Annotated in this window: 20 protein-coding genes; 15 read left to right on the plus strand and 5 right to left on the minus strand. The window is 44.1% G+C overall.

Features of this window, described 5'->3' with window-relative positions; all coding sequences use genetic code 11:
- Window positions 1–113 precede the first annotated feature (113 nt).
- Entirely contained in the window at window positions 114–398 is a 285-nt protein-coding gene (locus L0660_RS06960) for a hypothetical protein (RefSeq protein ID WP_235158797.1), read from the plus strand.
- A gap of 130 nt (window positions 399–528) precedes the next feature.
- On the opposite strand, the gene nspC is transcribed toward L0660_RS06960, so the two are convergent.
- Complete coding sequence (gene nspC, locus L0660_RS06965) at window positions 529–1,686, minus strand: carboxynorspermidine decarboxylase (RefSeq protein WP_235158798.1); 1,158 nt, start codon at window positions 1,684–1,686, stop codon at window positions 529–531.
- Between the two features lie 122 nt (window positions 1,687–1,808).
- Here nspC and L0660_RS06970 point away from each other — a divergent pair, with 122 nt between their 5' ends.
- The 3 genes from L0660_RS06970 (at window position 1,809) to L0660_RS06980 (ending at window position 4,020) form a co-directional block, all read left to right on the plus strand.
- A complete protein-coding gene (locus L0660_RS06970) occupies window positions 1,809–2,396 on the plus strand; it encodes a PolC-type DNA polymerase III (RefSeq protein WP_233798469.1) in 588 nt (195 codons plus the stop codon).
- Window positions 2,393–3,274, plus strand: coding sequence for a bestrophin family protein (locus L0660_RS06975; RefSeq protein WP_235158799.1), 882 nt, complete (start codon window positions 2,393–2,395; stop codon window positions 3,272–3,274). Before L0660_RS06970 ends, L0660_RS06975 begins: the two co-directional genes overlap by 4 nt.
- Before the next feature lie 329 nt (window positions 3,275–3,603).
- Window positions 3,604–4,020, plus strand: coding sequence for a hypothetical protein (locus L0660_RS06980; protein ID WP_233798471.1), 417 nt, complete (start codon window positions 3,604–3,606; stop codon window positions 4,018–4,020).
- Window positions 4,021–4,074: 54 nt separating this feature from the next.
- Here the strand turns inward: L0660_RS06980 and L0660_RS06985 are convergent, their stop codons facing one another.
- From L0660_RS06985 to L0660_RS06995, 3 genes are all read right to left on the minus strand, one after another.
- On the minus strand, window positions 4,075–4,695 hold the full coding sequence (locus tag L0660_RS06985) for a DUF6134 family protein (protein WP_233798472.1): 621 nt from the start codon (window positions 4,693–4,695) through the stop codon (window positions 4,075–4,077).
- A 184-nt stretch (window positions 4,696–4,879) separates the two neighbouring features.
- The gene (locus L0660_RS06990) at window positions 4,880–5,518 is read right to left on the minus strand and encodes a hypothetical protein (protein WP_235158801.1); all 639 of its coding nucleotides are present in this window, start codon (window positions 5,516–5,518) and stop codon (window positions 4,880–4,882) included.
- A gap of 72 nt (window positions 5,519–5,590) precedes the next feature.
- On the minus strand, window positions 5,591–7,099 hold the full coding sequence (locus tag L0660_RS06995) for a serine hydrolase (RefSeq protein ID WP_235158802.1): 1,509 nt from the start codon (window positions 7,097–7,099) through the stop codon (window positions 5,591–5,593).
- Window positions 7,100–7,407: 308 nt separating this feature from the next.
- On the opposite strand from L0660_RS06995, the gene L0660_RS07000 reads away from it, so the two are divergent.
- On the plus strand, window positions 7,408–8,571 hold the full coding sequence (locus tag L0660_RS07000; protein WP_235158804.1) for an MFS transporter: 1,164 nt from the start codon (window positions 7,408–7,410) through the stop codon (window positions 8,569–8,571).
- Between the two features lie 119 nt (window positions 8,572–8,690).
- On the opposite strand, the gene L0660_RS07005 is transcribed toward L0660_RS07000, so the two are convergent.
- The gene (locus L0660_RS07005) at window positions 8,691–9,611 is read right to left on the minus strand and encodes a sugar phosphate isomerase/epimerase (protein WP_235158805.1); all 921 of its coding nucleotides are present in this window, start codon (window positions 9,609–9,611) and stop codon (window positions 8,691–8,693) included.
- A gap of 182 nt (window positions 9,612–9,793) precedes the next feature.
- Here L0660_RS07005 and L0660_RS07010 point away from each other — a divergent pair, with 182 nt between their 5' ends.
- The 10 genes from L0660_RS07010 (at window position 9,794) to L0660_RS07055 (ending at window position 17,046) form a co-directional block, all read left to right on the plus strand.
- A complete protein-coding gene (locus L0660_RS07010) occupies window positions 9,794–10,483 on the plus strand; it encodes a hypothetical protein (RefSeq protein ID WP_235158806.1) in 690 nt (229 codons plus the stop codon).
- Between the two features lie 19 nt (window positions 10,484–10,502).
- A complete protein-coding gene (locus L0660_RS07015) occupies window positions 10,503–11,516 on the plus strand; it encodes a hypothetical protein (protein ID WP_235158807.1) in 1,014 nt (337 codons plus the stop codon).
- A gap of 48 nt (window positions 11,517–11,564) precedes the next feature.
- On the plus strand, window positions 11,565–12,584 hold the full coding sequence (locus tag L0660_RS07020) for a hypothetical protein (RefSeq protein ID WP_235158810.1): 1,020 nt from the start codon (window positions 11,565–11,567) through the stop codon (window positions 12,582–12,584).
- Window positions 12,585–12,682: 98 nt separating this feature from the next.
- Entirely contained in the window at window positions 12,683–13,183 is a 501-nt protein-coding gene (locus L0660_RS07025) for a hypothetical protein (protein ID WP_235158811.1), read from the plus strand.
- Window positions 13,165–13,827 (plus strand): hypothetical protein, encoded by a 663-nt coding sequence (locus L0660_RS07030; protein ID WP_235158815.1) that lies wholly within the window; start codon window positions 13,165–13,167, stop codon window positions 13,825–13,827. Before L0660_RS07025 ends, L0660_RS07030 begins: the two co-directional genes overlap by 19 nt.
- Window positions 13,828–13,878: 51 nt before the next feature.
- Window positions 13,879–14,154, plus strand: coding sequence for a DUF6364 family protein (locus L0660_RS07035; RefSeq protein ID WP_233798482.1), 276 nt, complete (start codon window positions 13,879–13,881; stop codon window positions 14,152–14,154).
- Window positions 14,151–14,603: a putative toxin-antitoxin system toxin component, PIN family gene (locus tag L0660_RS07040; protein ID WP_235158816.1), complete on the plus strand. Its 453-nt coding sequence runs from the start codon at window positions 14,151–14,153 to the stop codon at window positions 14,601–14,603. Before L0660_RS07035 ends, L0660_RS07040 begins: the two co-directional genes overlap by 4 nt.
- Window positions 14,603–16,084: an Eco57I restriction-modification methylase domain-containing protein gene (locus L0660_RS07045; protein WP_235158817.1), complete on the plus strand. Its 1,482-nt coding sequence runs from the start codon at window positions 14,603–14,605 to the stop codon at window positions 16,082–16,084. Before L0660_RS07040 ends, L0660_RS07045 begins: the two co-directional genes overlap by 1 nt.
- A 99-nt stretch (window positions 16,085–16,183) precedes the next feature.
- On the plus strand, window positions 16,184–16,771 hold the full coding sequence (locus L0660_RS07050) for a TetR/AcrR family transcriptional regulator (RefSeq protein ID WP_235158819.1): 588 nt from the start codon (window positions 16,184–16,186) through the stop codon (window positions 16,769–16,771).
- A 35-nt stretch (window positions 16,772–16,806) separates the two neighbouring features.
- Window positions 16,807–17,046, plus strand: a complete 240-nt coding sequence (locus L0660_RS07055) for a hypothetical protein (protein WP_235158821.1) — start codon at window positions 16,807–16,809, stop codon at window positions 17,044–17,046.
- Window positions 17,047–17,056 lie beyond the last annotated feature (10 nt).

Here is a 17,056-nt window from a genome sequence, read left to right on the forward strand (position 1 = left end):
CTGGTTAAAAACCCTGTTTTTCTTTACTTCCGGGATCGGTTTCAGCGTCCCAACCCTTCCGTCCGGACATTGCTATTGAAATCACCACAGCAATTACTAAAAAAGTCGATGGATTGGACGCGCATGTCTCCCAGTTCTACGAATGGTTACCCTGGACAAATCAGGATCTTGCTAATGTTCCGAAAGGTCTTGAAGAGCGAAAAAAGTGGCTATTGGCAGCTACGGAAAAACGTTCTTCTATCACCCCCGAGATTAAACTGACGGTTGAAAAATGGTACGGAAAAGAGCAATCTGAGAAGATAAAATTTGTGGAAGTTTTTGAGATAACTGAGTATGGAAAACAGCCGTCACCAGAAGAGATCAGGCGACTGTTTCCAATGCTTCCACAGGTAAATTAGGGTTAAACAGATTCAAATTACTTCGAGAATAGATATAGAAAAAGCCTCGTTCGGTCTGTCGTATTTATAACGATTATTCGAACGAGGCTTTTCGATTTAAGAGAGAATGTTAACTAAAATCAGGCATTTACTATGATAACCGGTCTTTGAAACTCTCGTATCCGAAAGACTTGATCAATCTAAAATCGCTACCAGTTGACACCATACCAATGGAAGGCAAGTTAACACCGTTAAATGTTGTCGTTTTAACCATGGTGTAGTGTATCATGTCTTCAAATATGATTTTAACTCCAGACGTTAATGGCTGATCAAACGAATAGTCACCAATGAAGTCGCCTGCGAGGCATGTCATACCGCCCATTCTGTAAGTTGGTTTTCCTGCGACTGCTTCCATGCTTGCACCTGCGATTGCAGGCTTATAAGGCATCTCTAATGTATCCGGCATATGCGCCGCAAATGACGTGTCTAGGATCGCGACATCGATGCCTTGACTGTCCATCACATCCAGTACAGTTGTAACCAGAACACCCGTCCGCCAGGCTATGGCTGAACCCGGTTCCAGTATCACATCCAGGTTATATTTAGCCCTTATATTACTAACTAATTTTTTTAGTTTTTCAATATCGTATCCTTCTCTTGTCATCAAATGACCGCCTCCCATATTCAACCACTTGGCCTGATGCAGCAAATCTCCGAAGCGTGATTCCAATGCTTCCAATGTCCGCTCCAATGTATCCGAACCGTTCTCACAAAGTGTATGGAAGTGAATGCCGTCTATCCCATCCGGCAAGGTGTCCGGCATTTTGTCCCGCGTAATGCCCAGGCGCGAGCCAGGCACGCATGGATTATACATATCCGTCGCGACTTCCGAATATTGTGGGTTTACGCGGATGCCGCAGGAAAGCTCACGATCTGGGTTCGCAGCTTTGAATGCTTCTACCCTATCTTTGAACCGGTCCCATTGGCTCAGGGAGTTAAATGTGATGTGGCTGCTGCGCTCCATGATCTCTGCAAACTCATTATCCAGATACGCCGGCATGTATGTATGCGCCTGGTAACCCATGAAATCATTGATCAGCTTCACCTCATTCAGCGAGCTTGCCGTTGCGCCGCTCAAATATTCTTTCACGATCGGAAATGCGCTGAACATAGAAAAACCTTTCAAGGCCAGGATGATCTTGCAACCGGCCGCCTGCTGCACCGAATCGATCAGGCTTAGGTTCTGGCGTAAGAGCGTTTCGTCCAGAACAAAACAAGGCGACGGGATTTCGTTGTAATCGATGGGCATTTTATATAAATGAATAATGAATGAATCAGCTAAAATGTAAGGTTTCTCTATTTTTGTACACAAAAGTATAAGTTTGAGTTTCAAAAGAGTCCCAATTTTATGTTACCAATTAAAACCACGGCATGGCGTTCCTCGTATTAGACATTGAAATGACGGGCCCCGAGCCGGGCTGGAATGAGATCATACAAATTGGAGCAGAGTTTTTTGACGACAACTGGCGGTCGCTGGGAACTTACCTTCAAAACGTCTATCCCGAAAACGAGGAGGCTTTTTCTGTCAAATCGGAAGAAGTGCATGGACTGTCAATGGCCGATCTGGAAGATGCACCTATGATTTACGATGTCTTGCCGGAGTTTGAAAAATGGCTTAAAAAGCTAAATGCCGGTAAACCAAACCTTACCAATGTTATCATTTGCGGCCAAAGTGTCATTAACGACATTAATTTCCTTCGCTATGCATACCGAAATGAGAAAATGAAGTGGGGATTCTCCAATAAGCTGATTGATCTTCACACGGTATCTTATTTGTTTTTTCAAATTTTAGAGAAGAATGGCAAAACGGTTCCCCGCTCGCTGAGTCTGGGTTCAGTGGCCACCTATTTTGGTTTTGAGCGGGAAGAAGAAACCCATAATGCATTGGAAGACGCCCGACTGACCGCTAAGTGCCTGAAAGAATTCTTCAAATTAATTGACAATCTCACACTCAAATGATCGATTACAATCCTAAGGAGTGGTTTCGCTACATATTTTATTTCCAAAAAGGAGATACGGTCCGCAAGCTCATGCCGCTGATTCTGACCATTGCGGTGTATTCAACAGCCATTGCCTATCTCTTATTGATTCATTTCAAATTAAAGGAAAACACGGATCTGAAAAACATTTCCCTGATGCACTCGCTATTAGGATTTGTCATTTCGATGCTGCTCGTATTCCGGACCAATACGGCTTATGACCGCTGGTGGGAAGGACGCAAACAGTGGGGCTCATTAATGAACATCAGCCGCAACCTTGCTCTGAAAATCAATGCATTACTTGGAAATGAACATGAATTGGAGCGGGCATTTTTTATGAAGATGATTCCTAATTATGCTTTTGCTCTGAAAAATCATCTGCAGGGCGGTTACAGGTCGGAGGAGTTTGAGGATTCAGAGTTGTATAAAAAAGTAACGCTTCGCGTGCACGATCATATTCCCAACCAGATTGCCGCTGCGATCTTTAGCAAAGTGATTGAACTGCAAAAAAGAGGGGTTTTGCTACCCGAGCATACGATTCTGCTAAATCACGAACTGGAAGCTTTTACTAACATTTGTGGAGCGTGTGAGCGGATCAAGAACACGCCTATCCCTCTCTCTTACAGCTCTTTTATCAAAAAATTCATTTTCATTTACTGCCTGACTCTCCCAATCGGCTACGTTTTTAGTCTGCACTTTTTGGTTGTTCCATTCGTAATGTTTGTGTTTTACATTCTTGCCAGTCTTGAAGTCATCGCCGAAGAGATCGAGGATCCATTTGGAGTAGACAGCAATGATCTGCCTATGGAGCGCATTTGCAATGGTATACAGACTTCCACACGTGCGTTGCTGCAATAATGTCAAGAATGCCACAATTATTAGGAAGAAATTAGAAAACCGTGAGAGTTTGATTAAAATTGATAATTTTTTCAAAAACTTTCTTCAATTGAATCTAATCCTGTTTTCATGATTTTGGAAAAATTTTTCAATAATCACCTTCATTTAAAAACCTAAGATTGTCATACTAACAATAATTTGGCAATTCAATCACCAAAAACTACCTCAAAATCCGCATTTCAAGCTTTTTGGCTGCATTTAAGCGCCTAGCAGGATGGCAAGAAATTTTTTATATTCATGGAAATCCCGTACAACGGGAGGTTTTGTTACTCGACTAAACGGATAATATCATGAATAAGTCATCTTTTTTAGTATCTATATTATTGCTTACAGGATTAGTTACGTTCGGTGCACAGGCACAGTCCATTGTTGATCCGGGAGTTTCTGTTCACAATTATAAACACCCAAATAAAGCTGCAAAAGCCAAAGCTAACCGCGGCAATGATGCTGTCGTTTATAATTTGAATACAGTTGAAAGTTACAGCAAGCAGCAGCGAAGCCGTTATGTGAGCAATACGCCCAAGTATGCGCCGCGCCCGGTGACGCTGGTAGTTACCAAGCGTTATACACCGGAAGGAGTCGATATTAACCCATTGATTTCACCGCGGAATTACAAAACGCCAACGAACATAACGACGAGCAACAACACGCAAGTGGCTGATTACTACAACAAACAGGATAGTACAGCTTATCCTACTGTTGACTAAGCGTTTATAACCCAAAAATAAAGCCGGTCCAAATGGACCGGCTTTATTTTTGGGTTATAAACTACTGACTTGCTTTTTCTCATTAAGGACTATTCGCAGCTTAAATCCAGCCAGGTCCGTTTTGACTTCCCGGCAGAGCCCATCTTTATAAGAATAGATTCCTTGTTTGCCATCGGGAAGTGTTACGCCATACTTCCCTTCCGAAAGCTTTTTGACGCTGCACATTTTCCCATATCGCTCAGAGTAAACTTCATTGATATTGATCGGCTCCTTATAGTAGAGGCCGGTTATCGTACTGCTAATCGGTATATTGAGTGATAGCTTTGGCTTATCCTCGCCGTCTTCACCCGAAAACAACACTTCGTAAGAACTCTTTGCTGCACTTTTTGTAAGTGTTTTTTCCTTCAAATCCCCATTCACATGATGCGCACAGGTTGCGGACACCAGCTTTCCTCCTGAATAATTCGCCTGGGTCGAATACTTACCCTTGTAGAACATCACCTTGAAATCCGATTCAATGCGATGCTGCTCCAAATTATCCTTGCCCTGGTCATCGAAGACCTTTAAAGATCCGATGGTGCGTCCTGCAACGATCACGTCGTATACATTTTGCGCCCGGACCATTGAAGCTGAAAGAAATAACATTCCGAAAACCAAATACCCTGAAACTCTCATTTTATGTCTTTTTGCTGTCGAAATAGTGCGTTGCTAATATAACTCTAAACTATTGTTCCTATTGCCTTCCATAAAGATAATCAGCGATATGACGGTCCTACACGCCGCCTGACAATTTTTCATAGGGTAATGTGGGGACTGAATGGAGCATTATTACCCAATCCCGGTAATCCATTAAAAACGGTCAAAATTTGCCGAATTTCAATGTGAGGTTATAGGTAATGTTGCTCAGATCGGAATCGGTAAGGCCGTTTCCTTTTGCACCAAACGCTTGCCGGTACGACACACCCGGGCTGAACCGCATCCATTTCAAGACATTGAATTCAACCTGTACACCCGGCTCCATGAGGAAGAAAAACTTAGGATCTTCGCCATCGTGATCGTCAAAATCGAAATCCCAGTCATCCACTTCCCGGCGATCGTATTGCATTGTAAATCCGGTCCCGGTTAACAAGTTGAAATTGAAATGCACCCATTTGGTCGAAGCAACTACATATTCCGTCATTAAGCCAGCTTGCCCGTATTGATAGGTCATTTTTCTCGCCGGGAACTGCTGGTCCTGCAAAGGAACGGGGATGTGATTGGTTGTGGCGGCAAAGCCCAAACCTAGCATGAAGCGGCGATTGATAAACCAGCCGCCGTAAATGCCGGGCATATTGGCATAGCTGCCATTGATTTTTGTAAACTTATTGGAGATCGCCGCATATCCGCCGGATCGCCGAATACCCGAGCTTTTGAAAATTGTTTCGTTTTCCTGCGCCAGGATGTCTGTGGCGGAAATACCGATTAAGCAGATGGCTAATAAGAGTATCTTTTTCATCATTTTCTGATTTTGTTTCTTCTCAGACAATCCAGAAAATCGACTCCCCTATTTAGTCATGAAATTTTTAAGAAATTATTTAGCAAGTGAAAAATCAAGCTGTTGTATCAATGCCGGGTTTTCGGGTGATAAGGTGAAGAAAACGCGCACATCGCCATTGGAACAATTTAAAAGAAAACTTCCTCTTAACTGGTTTTCAGCCTTGATTTCCGTTGATCCGGTCACATTTCCGGTTTGCGTGAGAATGGCGTCCAGCTCCTGCTTTCTATGATTTACAGATCTGTCAGGAAAGAAGTTCTCTGCAAATATCCCACTCTCCTGTGCGCCTTCCCAATGCGGCAATAGTTTTAGTAAGGCATCTTTTCTTTGTCTTAAAATAGCAGAAACTTCCACAGGAAGCGGTTTGAGACCTGCTAATGTAATAATCGTGTCGAGCACGGCGGTGTTAATGTTGGCCATGCCTGCGTAGGTGCGGTTGGCATGCGCAAGGATTCCAATGCCATATTCAGGCAGGATTTGCCACTGGCTCCCAAACCCCGGCAAGCCTCCTGTATGCCCGATTCCAGTCCGTCCTTCGCAATCGCGGCTCCAACGCAATCCATAACCATAAGCGGAAGCCATCGCACAGGGACGACCATTGGGATATTTATATTGTGCATTCAAATAGCTGAAATTCCACGGCATCTGCATTTCCCTCACGTCACTTCTCGAAACCGGGCCCATTTCCGGATCATTGCTTGGCGGCCAGGCCGACAAATGAAAAGTAACATATTTACTAAAATCATCGATAGAAGTGATCAAACCGCCCATGGCGCCATAAGTGCCGTCATGCTCCAATTCTTCCTCTTTCCATAATTCGTCCTCAAAGCGATATCCGTGTGCTAACAGGTTTGCAGGGGCCTTAGTATACTCCCAAATGGTGTTAGTCATCCCTAACTTCTTAAAAACAACCTCATTAATGTAGTCCTGATAAGGCTGCCCCGAAACATTGCTAATGATCTTGCCCAGCATAGCGAATCCCAGATTGCTATATTCGTAAGTCACGCCGGGGACATTTGAGAATGAAATTCCTTTTTTAATCAATTCAATAAGCTGCTCATCCTTTGTGTCCAGCTGCCTGTCGCCCCAGGGATTATCTTCCGGGAAGCCCGCCTGGTGGGTTAGCAAGTGCCTGATGGTGATAGCCGGGGCATCACTGGTCAGCGACGGCATATCTTTCAACTCGGGGATGTAGAGATAGGCGGGATCATCGAGTTTCAACTTTCCCTCCTTCCGAAGGGCCAGGATGCCCATCGCCGTGACGCTCTTGGACATGGAGGCAATCCGGAACAGAGAGCCAGGCGACGCTTTGGTCTCCGTGGCGATCTCTGAGAAACCGGTCGCGCCGGACATTACAAGCTCGCCGTCCGCCACTACGCCGAATGCCACAGCAGGAAAGTGGTTCTTTTCAGCATATTCATTGTACATCTTCTCGATCACAGGCAATGTGGCTTTGATCCTGGCGGCCCGGTCGCCGCTGTTTTCCTGGCCAAAAGCACTTATGAATAACAGAAAATTAAGGAGTGATGTGAAGGCAAATTTCATTAATCCAATGATTTTTATGATGGCTGAAAGGTCAATTTACAAAATGGATTACGCTATTTGAAAAAAGCTGAATCAGAAAATGCTATTTCTTACTTTTGTACAAAACATACTTTTTAATATTATTTAAAAAGTACAACAACGGTGAATCAAAATGTTTGATAATCCGTTATTTTTGCATCGGAGAGTGATTCACAATAAAAGCAATCTTTGTTTTTCACTATCTTAAAAATTTCGCATCTTAAAAAAATCATAACAAATAAATACGAATTGATAGTGCTGTACACATCTGTCATTAATTTTTCTCTCCTATGAATTATTCAATTTTCGCTCCCTCCGACTCCCGAAAGTATCTGCGCCTGGCCGTCGCTGCTTTCTTCTTCGTTCAGGGCCTCAGTTTTGCGGCCTGGGCGAGCCGGATCCCGGATATCAAGAACATGCTGCACCTGACCGAAGGCGGTTTGGGGACAGTTCTTTTGGCACTCCCCATCGGCTTAATGGCCAGCTTACCCATCTCAGGCTGGATGGTGACACATTACGGAAGTAAAAAAATGGTGCTGATCGGGGCCATTTTGTATGCGGTCACATTGTCTTTTATAGGTTTTGTAACCAGGACCGAGCAGCTTGTCATTGCGCTGTTCGCATTCGGGCTCTGGGGAAACCTGACCAACATTGCTGTAAATACACAAGCTGTTGCGGTGGAACAGGTCTACGGAAAATCCATCATGGCCTCATTTCACGGGCTTTGGAGTTTGGCTGGCTTTGTGAGCGCGATGATTGGCTCTTTCTTTATTTCGGTTAATATCCCTCCTCATATTCATTTTAGCGTGATCGCGCTGGCGGCATTCATCATTATTTTCACGGCTTACAAGCATACAATGCCGGATAGCGAGAAGAACGAAGGCGAAGCGCAACCCATGTTTGTAAAGCCGGACCGTGATTTGCTAATGCTAGGTTTGATCGGATTCTGTGCCATGGTTTGCGAAGGCGCAATGTTCGATTGGAGCGGTGTTTACTTCCAGGAAGCCGTTCACGTGCCTGCCTCATTGACAACACTTGGTTATGTAGCCTTTATGGGCACCATGACTGGCGGTCGCTTTGCAGGTGACTGGCTTGCTAACCGCATCGGACGCAAGAAAATGTTGCAGATAAGCGGCGCTTTGATGGGATCAGGACTTGCTATTGCTGTGTTTTTCCCATTCCTGGTTCCGGCAACATTCGGTTTCCTTTTAGTAGGATTTGGTGTTTCATCCGTTGTGCCATTGGTTTACAGCGCAGCAGGAAAATCAACCACTATGTCAGCCGGAATGGCGCTTGCTGCGGTTTCGTCGATCAGCTTTATTGGCTTCCTTATCGGACCTCCGTTGATCGGGATTGTCGCTCAGTTTGCCGATTTGAGAATGTCATTCGGAATTGTGGGCATACTCGCTTCATTAACAGCATTCCTGTCTTCAAAAGCCAAGCTGATCCAATAATTAAGGGTTATTGAGTAAAGCAAAAGGATAGTCGAGAGGCTATCCTTTTTGCTTTAAGATGTTTTTAAAATTTCCCCAGGCGGAATGCATATTTTGGCTGTTAGACGAGCCATTGAGTTTCACCCGAGGAACTGGCGGAGGTAATTTCTGCTCGTCAGGATTGCGCTTTGGACATCTGTAATGCTTCCTTCATAAGCCTTATCTTCTACTTCGATGACAACCGGACCCCGGTAACGCACGTCCGTTAAAGCCGCGAAGAAGGCGCGCCAGTTTACATCACCCAAGCCGGGTAATTTGGGGGAATGATATTCCAGCGGATTCGCCATAATGCCTACCCTATCCAGCTTGTCTTTGTAAATTTTTGCATCCTTTAAATGAATGTGGTGCAGGCGGTCTTTGTAGTCATAAATCGGCTTGGTCTCACTCATCATTTGCCAGATCATGTGAGAAGGATCATAGTTCAAACCAAAAACCGGGCTTGGTATGATCTCAAACATTCTGTCCCAAACTGCAGGGCTAATAGCCAGGTTTTTTCCACCCGGCCATTCATCGTCTGTAAAGAACATCGGGCAGTTCTCGATCCCTATCTTGACATTATTTTCCTCTGCAACCTTTACGATTGCCGGCCATACATCCGCAAATTTGGCCAGATTTTCTTTAATGCTCTTCGCCGGATTACGGCCAATGAATGTCGTAACGACAGGAATACCAAGCTTCGCTGCTCCACGGATCACCTGCTTAATGTGTTCAATATAATAACCGGAACGCTCCTCGTCCGGATCAAGCGGATTGGGATAGTAACCCAGCGCCGAAATGGTAATATTTGCTTCCTTTAATGTATGCCTGATCCCTGCAATCCGCTCGGGTGTGAGGTTGTTTACGTCAATGTGCGTGACGCCGGCGTATCTTCTGCTATCCGCATTATCTGACGGCCAGCACATCATTTCTACACAAGAAAAACCGTGATTACCCGCAAACTGAACCACGTGTTCGAAGCCAAAATCGCCCAGAATGGCGCTGTTAAAACCTAGTTTAAGCATAAGGATTTAGTTTTTGAGGCAAACTTCATTAAAAAACCGGCGGCATTCAAGAATCACCGTCAATTCTATCCAAATTTTACGAGGCTTCATCAATTCAGGGCACCATTGGTAATTATCGTACGGTACGAAATCCTTTTAATTTTAGTAATATTGATCTAACAAAATCAACACTTTAGACGCATATGGCAGATTCAGAACCGGGTATCGGAAAGAAGATACTCAGCTTTTTTATCAAGGAGGGTGAGGAACCGATCAGGCCAGCAGCAGCGCCAACAACGGCAGCTCAGGCAGCACCGGAAGCTCCCAAACCAGTCATCGCGAATACCGCCCCGAATGCTGCGGGCACGGGCAACATCGACAAGAAATTCACAGAACACTTCGTGAGCCTGCTCGAAAAAGCCAACCTTCCGGGACCTGATTATTTCGAATACAAACAGGCACTTCAGAGTATGGAAGGCCTGGGATTAGGAGAGGAAAAGCAGTTCCAGGCGGCCTGGGCAAGTTTCAAGGCGATGGGTGGTGTGAAGGAAACAACGGTTTTGAACACTTCTGCCAATCAATACCTGGGGATTTTGGATAAGGACCGGGCTTCGTTTTTGAAAGATGTCGAAAGGGCGATCAATGATCGCGTGGGCGCACTGCAGGATGAGGAAAAGCGGCTGGAAGATTCCAATAAGGCCATTGCCCAGCAGATTGCGGATCTGCAAAAAAAGATGGACGATAACAAGAACCGACTCGGACAGATCTCGGGAGAAGTGGCAGAACAAAGTGCGAAGATCAATGCAAACAAGGATAGTTTTGAAATCACCTATCTGAGTTTCGTAGATCAGATCAAGTCGGATTTAAATAAAATCAATCAATATCTTAAATAACCTAACATTTCGATCAACAATGGCTACACCAGATTTTACACAAATCGGAGGCTCGCAGGAAGACCCATCGAAGCGATCATACTGGAGCAAACCCGAAGGCATAACCTCACTCCTTTTTATCGGGGGAGCCGGGGCCATAACCCTTTATTTTTGGAATAAAATCGCAGCTTTCCTGATAGAAGTAACTAAAAACACACTCTATCTTGGCTTTTTAATGGCTGTACTCGCGCTGCTTATCTTTCTGTTCACCAGCAAAGATGTAAGGACGGCGGTTTTCTTCCTTTTCAAAACACTCATGCGCAACATTACCGGCCTGATTATCAAGCTGGATCCGATCGCGATCATGAAGATCTATATTGATGACCTGAAAGAGAAAAGGGAAAAAATGCAGGGTCAGATCAATACGCTCGCTGGCCAGCTCGTGAAATTGAACAAGAACATTAACGAGAATAATGAGCAGATCAAGCAGAAATTTGCGGAAGCAAACAAAGCAAGCACCATGCTCGACCGGCCGGGAATGAAGGAAACAGCATCTTTGGCAACCATTGAAGGAGCCGGTTTACAGGAGATGAATGAAAAGCTATTTCCTTTGCAGCGAAACATGAAAACCGTACTGGAATTTATGGAAAAAGTGAATAAAAGCGCTGACTACATTATTAAAGAAACAGAAATCAAGGTCAAACTTAAAGAAGCGGAATACCGAATTGTTAAAGAAAGCTCTAATGCATTGCGTACGGCGATCAGCATTTTCAAAGGAAATCCAGACAAAAAGTTCTATTTCGATGAGTCGATGGAATACATTCAGGACGATATGAGCCAGAAACTGGGAGAAATGAAGCGCGCGATGGACTTGTCACTGGACTTTATCAACGGCGTGGACGTTCAGAACGGGCTGCTTTCAGACAAAGGACAAGCCATGCTGGAAGCTTACAACTCCGGACAATTCAAACTTATCCAGCTCGATAATCCGCAGCCGGTGAACCGTTCGGCAGGAACTCCGAAAGATTCCAGCTACAAAGGGTTACTGGATTAAAATTCTTCCTTACTTCAATTTACATTATTCATTTTACACAAAATATCAATGAAAAGACTAACAGTTGCAGGCCGGTTGATCATTACCGCTATCATTATTGGGGCCATATTCTTAGGTTATAAATATCTCGGCGGCGAAAAAGCCCTGAACCAAATGGCCGAAGATCGTGCGCAAAGTCCGCAAACGGAAGCGAGTAACACCGACCCAGATATGCCTTCGGCCGAGACGCCTGCGGAAGATTCAGAAGCAACTTCCACAGAAGTTTCAGCATTCAGTTACACACCGCCAGAGCCAGTGGATGGCAAATTACGCGGTGTTGTTGAGCTGGGAGCAAGCGGTTTCAACTCATTCATCATTAAGGTTGACAAAGAAAAACGCTGGTCTCTTGAAAAATCAGAATTCGGAAATAGTCTTGTGACCGAAAATATGGCAACGGACGAAGACGTGAGAATTGGTCTGAAAAAATACATTGGCGGAATGCTGGATTATGGCGTGGCCAGCAAAGACATTCACTTCGTAGTGAGTTCAGGTGCTGCGAAAGCAGATGTTACTGTAAAAATAACGCGTGTTTTGAAATCGCTCGGATACGTGGTGAACCAGGTTACCGCCGAGCAGGAAGGGCAATTGGCTTTGAAATCAGTATTACCAGCTGACTATGCTGGCAAAGCGTTCGTTGTTGACATTGGCTCCGGAAACACAAAAATCTCATGGATTGAGAATGGAAAAGTTTCTGCGCTTGAATCATACGGAGCCAAATATTTCCAGGAAGGAACAGACGATTCCAAAGTATACCAGGAAGTAAGCGCGAAGGCCAAACAAATTCCTGAGGATTTGAGAAAAACCTGCTTCATCATCGGCGGCGTTCCCTTCGAAATGGCCAAAGAAGTGCGCAAAGGAAAAGAGCGCTACACCACATTGAGCGCGCCGCTCGCTTATTCGAAATTGACGAATGCCAAATCGAAAGCGGGTGTGAACATTTACAAAGCAGTAACAGATGCAACTGGCTGTCAGCAATTTGTATTCGACTGGGATGCAAACTTTACAATCGGCTTCTTGTTAGGACTATGAGTTGAGAAGAGCTGATGCAATTTTTGGAGGAGGGGAAATTTACAAATGTAAAATTCCCCTCCTCTTTTGTTATCTTTCCCTTTTATTAAACCTATTACATGACACTATCCCAACTCTTCAACTCCATTTCGGAAAATCCCTGGCCACTGGCCATTTATTTCATGTTGTTACCCATTCTCGCCTGGCTCATTGGAATGTCGGCAGATGGCAGTAAGGATGTTAAACTTTGGAGTTACGTCTATGCCGTGCTCGTCTATGCAGTTTGCATTCCAGGTATTTTCGCTGTCACACTCAATATTTATCTTTTTCTTTTTGAAAGGCAAAGTGTTTGGCAGGCAAACATTATCATGCAGTTTCTACCGATCATTTCAATGGGCTTGACACTCATGTTAATCAAAAGCAAGATCCCATTTTCGTTAATTCCCGGATTTGGCAAAATTTCCGGATTTCTGACATTGATTTTTGCACTCATCGGTGTGATGTGGTTTGTCGACAGAATCCACTTAGTAGCATGGACTTACGTTCCGTTTAGTGCCATTTTGATCGGTTTTGTTCTCACTTTACTAGCGATTAGGTTTGCATGGAGCAAATTGTTCTGACCAAGGGCTCGTATATTCAAATCTCAATCAGCGAAAATCAGCGGATTTTTGCTCGCGAGCTCGTAGAGCATTCTTTGCGCCACCATCACGTTGCCAATATTTGGGATAAGCACAACGACAAACTTTCTCAAACCAGGATGATGCGTTTTACCGGAAGCTTGGGTGAAATCATTTTTGCAGATTGCTATCATTTACCGCGGCCGACCAAATCCTTCGGCGCAACAGACGGGCAGGATTGGGGACAGGACTTTTTGATAAAATCCGAGGAACATTCATTTTCCGTCGATATCAAATCCATGAAGCGCCGCACCGGCATGCTAGGCTCCGACTATGTCCTGAACATTCCTTCGTCGCAACTGCACAAAGCCAATTCCAAAACTTCCCATTACTTCTGCATTTCATTTCACCAATGTCCCACCGAAGGCACCGTCGCCTCCCTACTTGGTTTCATTGATAAGGTTGCATTAGAAAGAGGAGAAATTGGAGCGCTGTATAAAAGCGGCACAAAACGCATCCGATCTGACGGAACTTCGTTTACATTTTATGAAAGTACATATGAAGTTTTGTTCCGCGACATCTATCCGCCCGTTATGACAAACCACATCAGGAAGTTGCCCGGCTTCCGGATCTGTGCGTTGAAATAATGATTTTTATACGTATATTTAAATAGTTTTATTCAATAACACACGTGTAAAATGAAAACAGTAAAAGAGCCAAAGGTTAAACTAACGCTTAGTGTCCGCAAATCGGCCATTGAACAAGCAAAAAGATTTGCAGCGACACGTGGCACATCTTTATCAAATCTCTTTGAAGAATATCTTTTAAGTTACACGAAATCAGACGATACAACGATCGCCAAAAAGCCTTCGATTGCCGACGAACTTTTCGGATGTGCCAAGGATGGTCCTCTCCGTTATATGACAGACAGAGAAATTAAGGACTTGATGATCAAGGATAAATACGGGCTATGAAGCTGTTTCTGGATACAAATGTCCTGATTGATCATGCGCTTGCAAGACCAACAGGCGAGCCTTTTGAAGCAAAGTTTATCCTGTCCTGGGCTTTGGAAAATGAAATTCCCATGTACATTTCGCCCGGTAGCTTTCATACATTTGTATATATTTTGCAGAAAAACGGCCTTAGAAACGAGGAGTTGAAGAAAAGGCTGATTCTCTATCTCGGCTTCCTGCATGTCTGCCATACAGATAGTAAGTGTTTAATGGATAGTCTGACATCGAGTTTCAAAGATCTGGAAGATGGCTTTCAATACAATACTGCGGTTATGGCGGGTTGCGACTACCTTCTGACAGGAAACACCAAAGATTTCAGTTCGGCGGCAGATAATAGCACGATCAAGGTGCTTGCTCCATCCAAATTTTTGACGCAGGTTCTGAAAAAGAGGCCCGGCATCGACTTTTAATGGCTTCTCAAACACGCACTTACGGAAAGAAAAAACTCCTCGGCCAGGTTTATACGCCGCTTCATATTGTTAAAAAAATCCTTCAAGATTCCGGGTTTTATGACGGTGATCTGGCCCACAAAAAAGTCCTGGATCCTGCTTGCGGCGATGGAAGATTTCTGGTTCCTATCGTTGAACACATTATCAAGACGACTCCTTCGCACCAACTTACTGATCGCCTAAACCAGATTTATGGCTGGGACATTGATCCGGATGCTTTGGAAAGTTGCAGGAAAAATTTGGATGCACTGACCGAACCGTTGGGTGCTAATATCAACTGGAATCTAAAACTTTGCGATGCGCTCAAACAATTTCGAAAGCGTTTGAAGTTCGATTTTATCTTTGGGAATCCTCCCTATATTCGGATCCAGCATCTTCCAATTGCGCAAAGAACATTTATCCAATCCCACTACGCCTTTTGTAAAAAAGGCTCTACGGATGCATATATGGCGTTTTTCGAGCTAGCTATAAAATTGCTTTCTCCGGGCGGGATCTGTGGATTTATCACGCCCAATGGCTTCTTAACCTCCGAAACGGGGAAACCGCTTCGCTCCTATTTTCAGCAGGAACGAAATGTCAAGCAAATTACTAATTACGGCTCTGTTCCCATTTTCGGCAATACAGCAACTTATTCGGCGATCGTGATCTTTGGAAATTTGGATCAAGCGCAGTTCACATTTGAACAATGTGAAAGCGCCGATTTACAATACAAAAAAAGAGATATCAACTTTTCTGAACTAGCTGAATCGAAGCCTTGGCAGTTGTCGGTGAAGCGTTCTGAGCACATTAATGGGCAACGATTAGGCGACATGTGTCAGATTTCCGTGGGCCTTACCACATTAGCTGATGCATACTACTTGTTTACGATCATTCGGGAGGACTCAAATCTCGTTTATGCCCAAAACAAGAACGGGATGCAGGTTGTTTTGGAAAAAGACATCCTCCGACCCATCGTTAAGGCTTCTAAATTGAAATCTTCAGCGGATCCGGTGACAGAATATATTTTGTTCCCTTACCAAAAAGATGCCGCTGGCAAACAGCGCATTATACCTGAAAATGTCCTTCAAGAACAATTTCCCCAAACTTATTCCTATTTTCTTAAAGTAAAACCTGCCCTGGATCGTCGTGATAATGGGAAGGTCAATGCAGTTGCATGGTATGCATTTGGCCGTGCACAGGGATTAGACAGCACATTTGGTAAAAAAATCGTGTTTTCGCCAATGAACCGCGCTCCGAATTTCGTGCTTTATGAAAATCCCGATGTGACTGTTTATTCGGGATATTTTATAAAATATGATGGCGATTATGAAGTGCTGCTGACCCAACTAAACTCCCCACGAATGTCCGAATTTATCGATGTAGCGGGTCGAGATTTTCAGGGCGGTTATAAAGGTTATAACAAAAAGATCATCGAGAATTTTATCATAACCTTAACTGAATAGCTTAAAACAGTGAATTTTATTGAATTTATTTAATGTAAAAGAACCAATAAATAAACGAACGTTCATTTATATTTGTGATGAAATTTCATACTTTATGAATTGAGAACCAGAGACATTAACAAAGAAACGGTCATTCGGGAAAAGGCGATTCAAATGATCGTCGATCAAGGATTTGAAGGTTTAAGCATGCATAAGTTAGCGAAAGCGGCAGGCGTTTCGGTGGCGACAATTTACATTTACTTCAAAGACCGCGAAGATCTGATCCAGCAGCTGTATGCCGAGGAAATGCAAAAAATGGTGGAGGCTACGTTACGCGATTTTGATCCCGAATCCCACTTCGACGACGGCTTGAAAGTGCAGTGGCTTAACAGGATGAATTATTGCTTCGAGAATCCATACAGCATGTTTTTTACGGAGCAAGTCAAGCATTCGCCCTTGGTCGACCGGTCCAATATTGACACGCGGTTCCTGAATGCGATGCACCGGTTTGTAAATCGGGCCATTGAAAGAAATGAAATCATTCCGTTGCCGGTTGAAATTTACTGGTCGATTGCTTTCGCCCCGCTGTATCAATTAGTGAAATTTCACATTGCAAAATCAAGTATGCCGGGTCGGCCGCTATTTGTTTTGGATGAAGAGAAGATAAGCATGACGCTAGGCCTGGTTATCAAAGCTTTAAAACCTTGAAACAGCGACTTTTGGCTGTCTTAACATTAGCTCACATGAAAAATAATCTCAACAAACAGGAATTTATATTGGTATTCCGCACCAACATAAACCGCAAAAAACATGTTAAGTCCCTGACTCCGCTTCTCAACGGCTGCTCGGAAATCATCAAATGGAACATTGACCTATCGGATTGCGACAATGTCCTGCGCATTGAAGCGACGCATCCGCATCATGAACCGGTCATTCACCTGGTGAACACCGCGGGATTCAACTGCGAAGAATTAACTGACTAGAAACCAACCA

Source organism: Dyadobacter sp. CY351, assembly GCF_021502625.1.
Classification (GTDB): Bacteria; Bacteroidota; Bacteroidia; order Cytophagales; family Spirosomataceae; genus Dyadobacter; species Dyadobacter chenhuakuii.

Excerpts from the sequence above, each read along its gene's own strand:
- nspC (WP_235158798.1), bottom strand. The coding sequence starts at position 1,686 with ATGCCCATCGATTACAACGAAATCCCGTCGCCTTGTTTTGTTCTGGAC.
- L0660_RS06970 (WP_233798469.1), top strand. The coding sequence starts at position 1,809 with ATGGCGTTCCTCGTATTAGACATTGAAATGACGGGCCCCGAGCCGGGC.
- L0660_RS06975 (WP_235158799.1), top strand. The coding sequence starts at position 2,393 with ATGATCGATTACAATCCTAAGGAGTGGTTTCGCTACATATTTTATTTC.
- L0660_RS06980 (WP_233798471.1), top strand. The coding sequence starts at position 3,604 with ATGAATAAGTCATCTTTTTTAGTATCTATATTATTGCTTACAGGATTA.
- L0660_RS06985 (WP_233798472.1), bottom strand. The coding sequence starts at position 4,695 with ATGAGAGTTTCAGGGTATTTGGTTTTCGGAATGTTATTTCTTTCAGCT.
- L0660_RS06990 (WP_235158801.1), bottom strand. The coding sequence starts at position 5,518 with ATGATGAAAAAGATACTCTTATTAGCCATCTGCTTAATCGGTATTTCC.
- L0660_RS06995 (WP_235158802.1), bottom strand. The coding sequence starts at position 7,099 with ATGAAATTTGCCTTCACATCACTCCTTAATTTTCTGTTATTCATAAGT.
- L0660_RS07000 (WP_235158804.1), top strand. The coding sequence starts at position 7,408 with ATGAATTATTCAATTTTCGCTCCCTCCGACTCCCGAAAGTATCTGCGC.
- L0660_RS07005 (WP_235158805.1), bottom strand. The coding sequence starts at position 9,611 with ATGCTTAAACTAGGTTTTAACAGCGCCATTCTGGGCGATTTTGGCTTC.
- L0660_RS07010 (WP_235158806.1), top strand. The coding sequence starts at position 9,794 with ATGGCAGATTCAGAACCGGGTATCGGAAAGAAGATACTCAGCTTTTTT.
- L0660_RS07015 (WP_235158807.1), top strand. The coding sequence starts at position 10,503 with ATGGCTACACCAGATTTTACACAAATCGGAGGCTCGCAGGAAGACCCA.
- L0660_RS07020 (WP_235158810.1), top strand. The coding sequence starts at position 11,565 with ATGAAAAGACTAACAGTTGCAGGCCGGTTGATCATTACCGCTATCATT.
- L0660_RS07025 (WP_235158811.1), top strand. The coding sequence starts at position 12,683 with ATGACACTATCCCAACTCTTCAACTCCATTTCGGAAAATCCCTGGCCA.
- L0660_RS07030 (WP_235158815.1), top strand. The coding sequence starts at position 13,165 with ATGGAGCAAATTGTTCTGACCAAGGGCTCGTATATTCAAATCTCAATC.
- L0660_RS07035 (WP_233798482.1), top strand. The coding sequence starts at position 13,879 with ATGAAAACAGTAAAAGAGCCAAAGGTTAAACTAACGCTTAGTGTCCGC.
- L0660_RS07040 (WP_235158816.1), top strand. The coding sequence starts at position 14,151 with ATGAAGCTGTTTCTGGATACAAATGTCCTGATTGATCATGCGCTTGCA.
- L0660_RS07045 (WP_235158817.1), top strand. The coding sequence starts at position 14,603 with ATGGCTTCTCAAACACGCACTTACGGAAAGAAAAAACTCCTCGGCCAG.
- L0660_RS07055 (WP_235158821.1), top strand. The coding sequence starts at position 16,807 with ATGAAAAATAATCTCAACAAACAGGAATTTATATTGGTATTCCGCACC.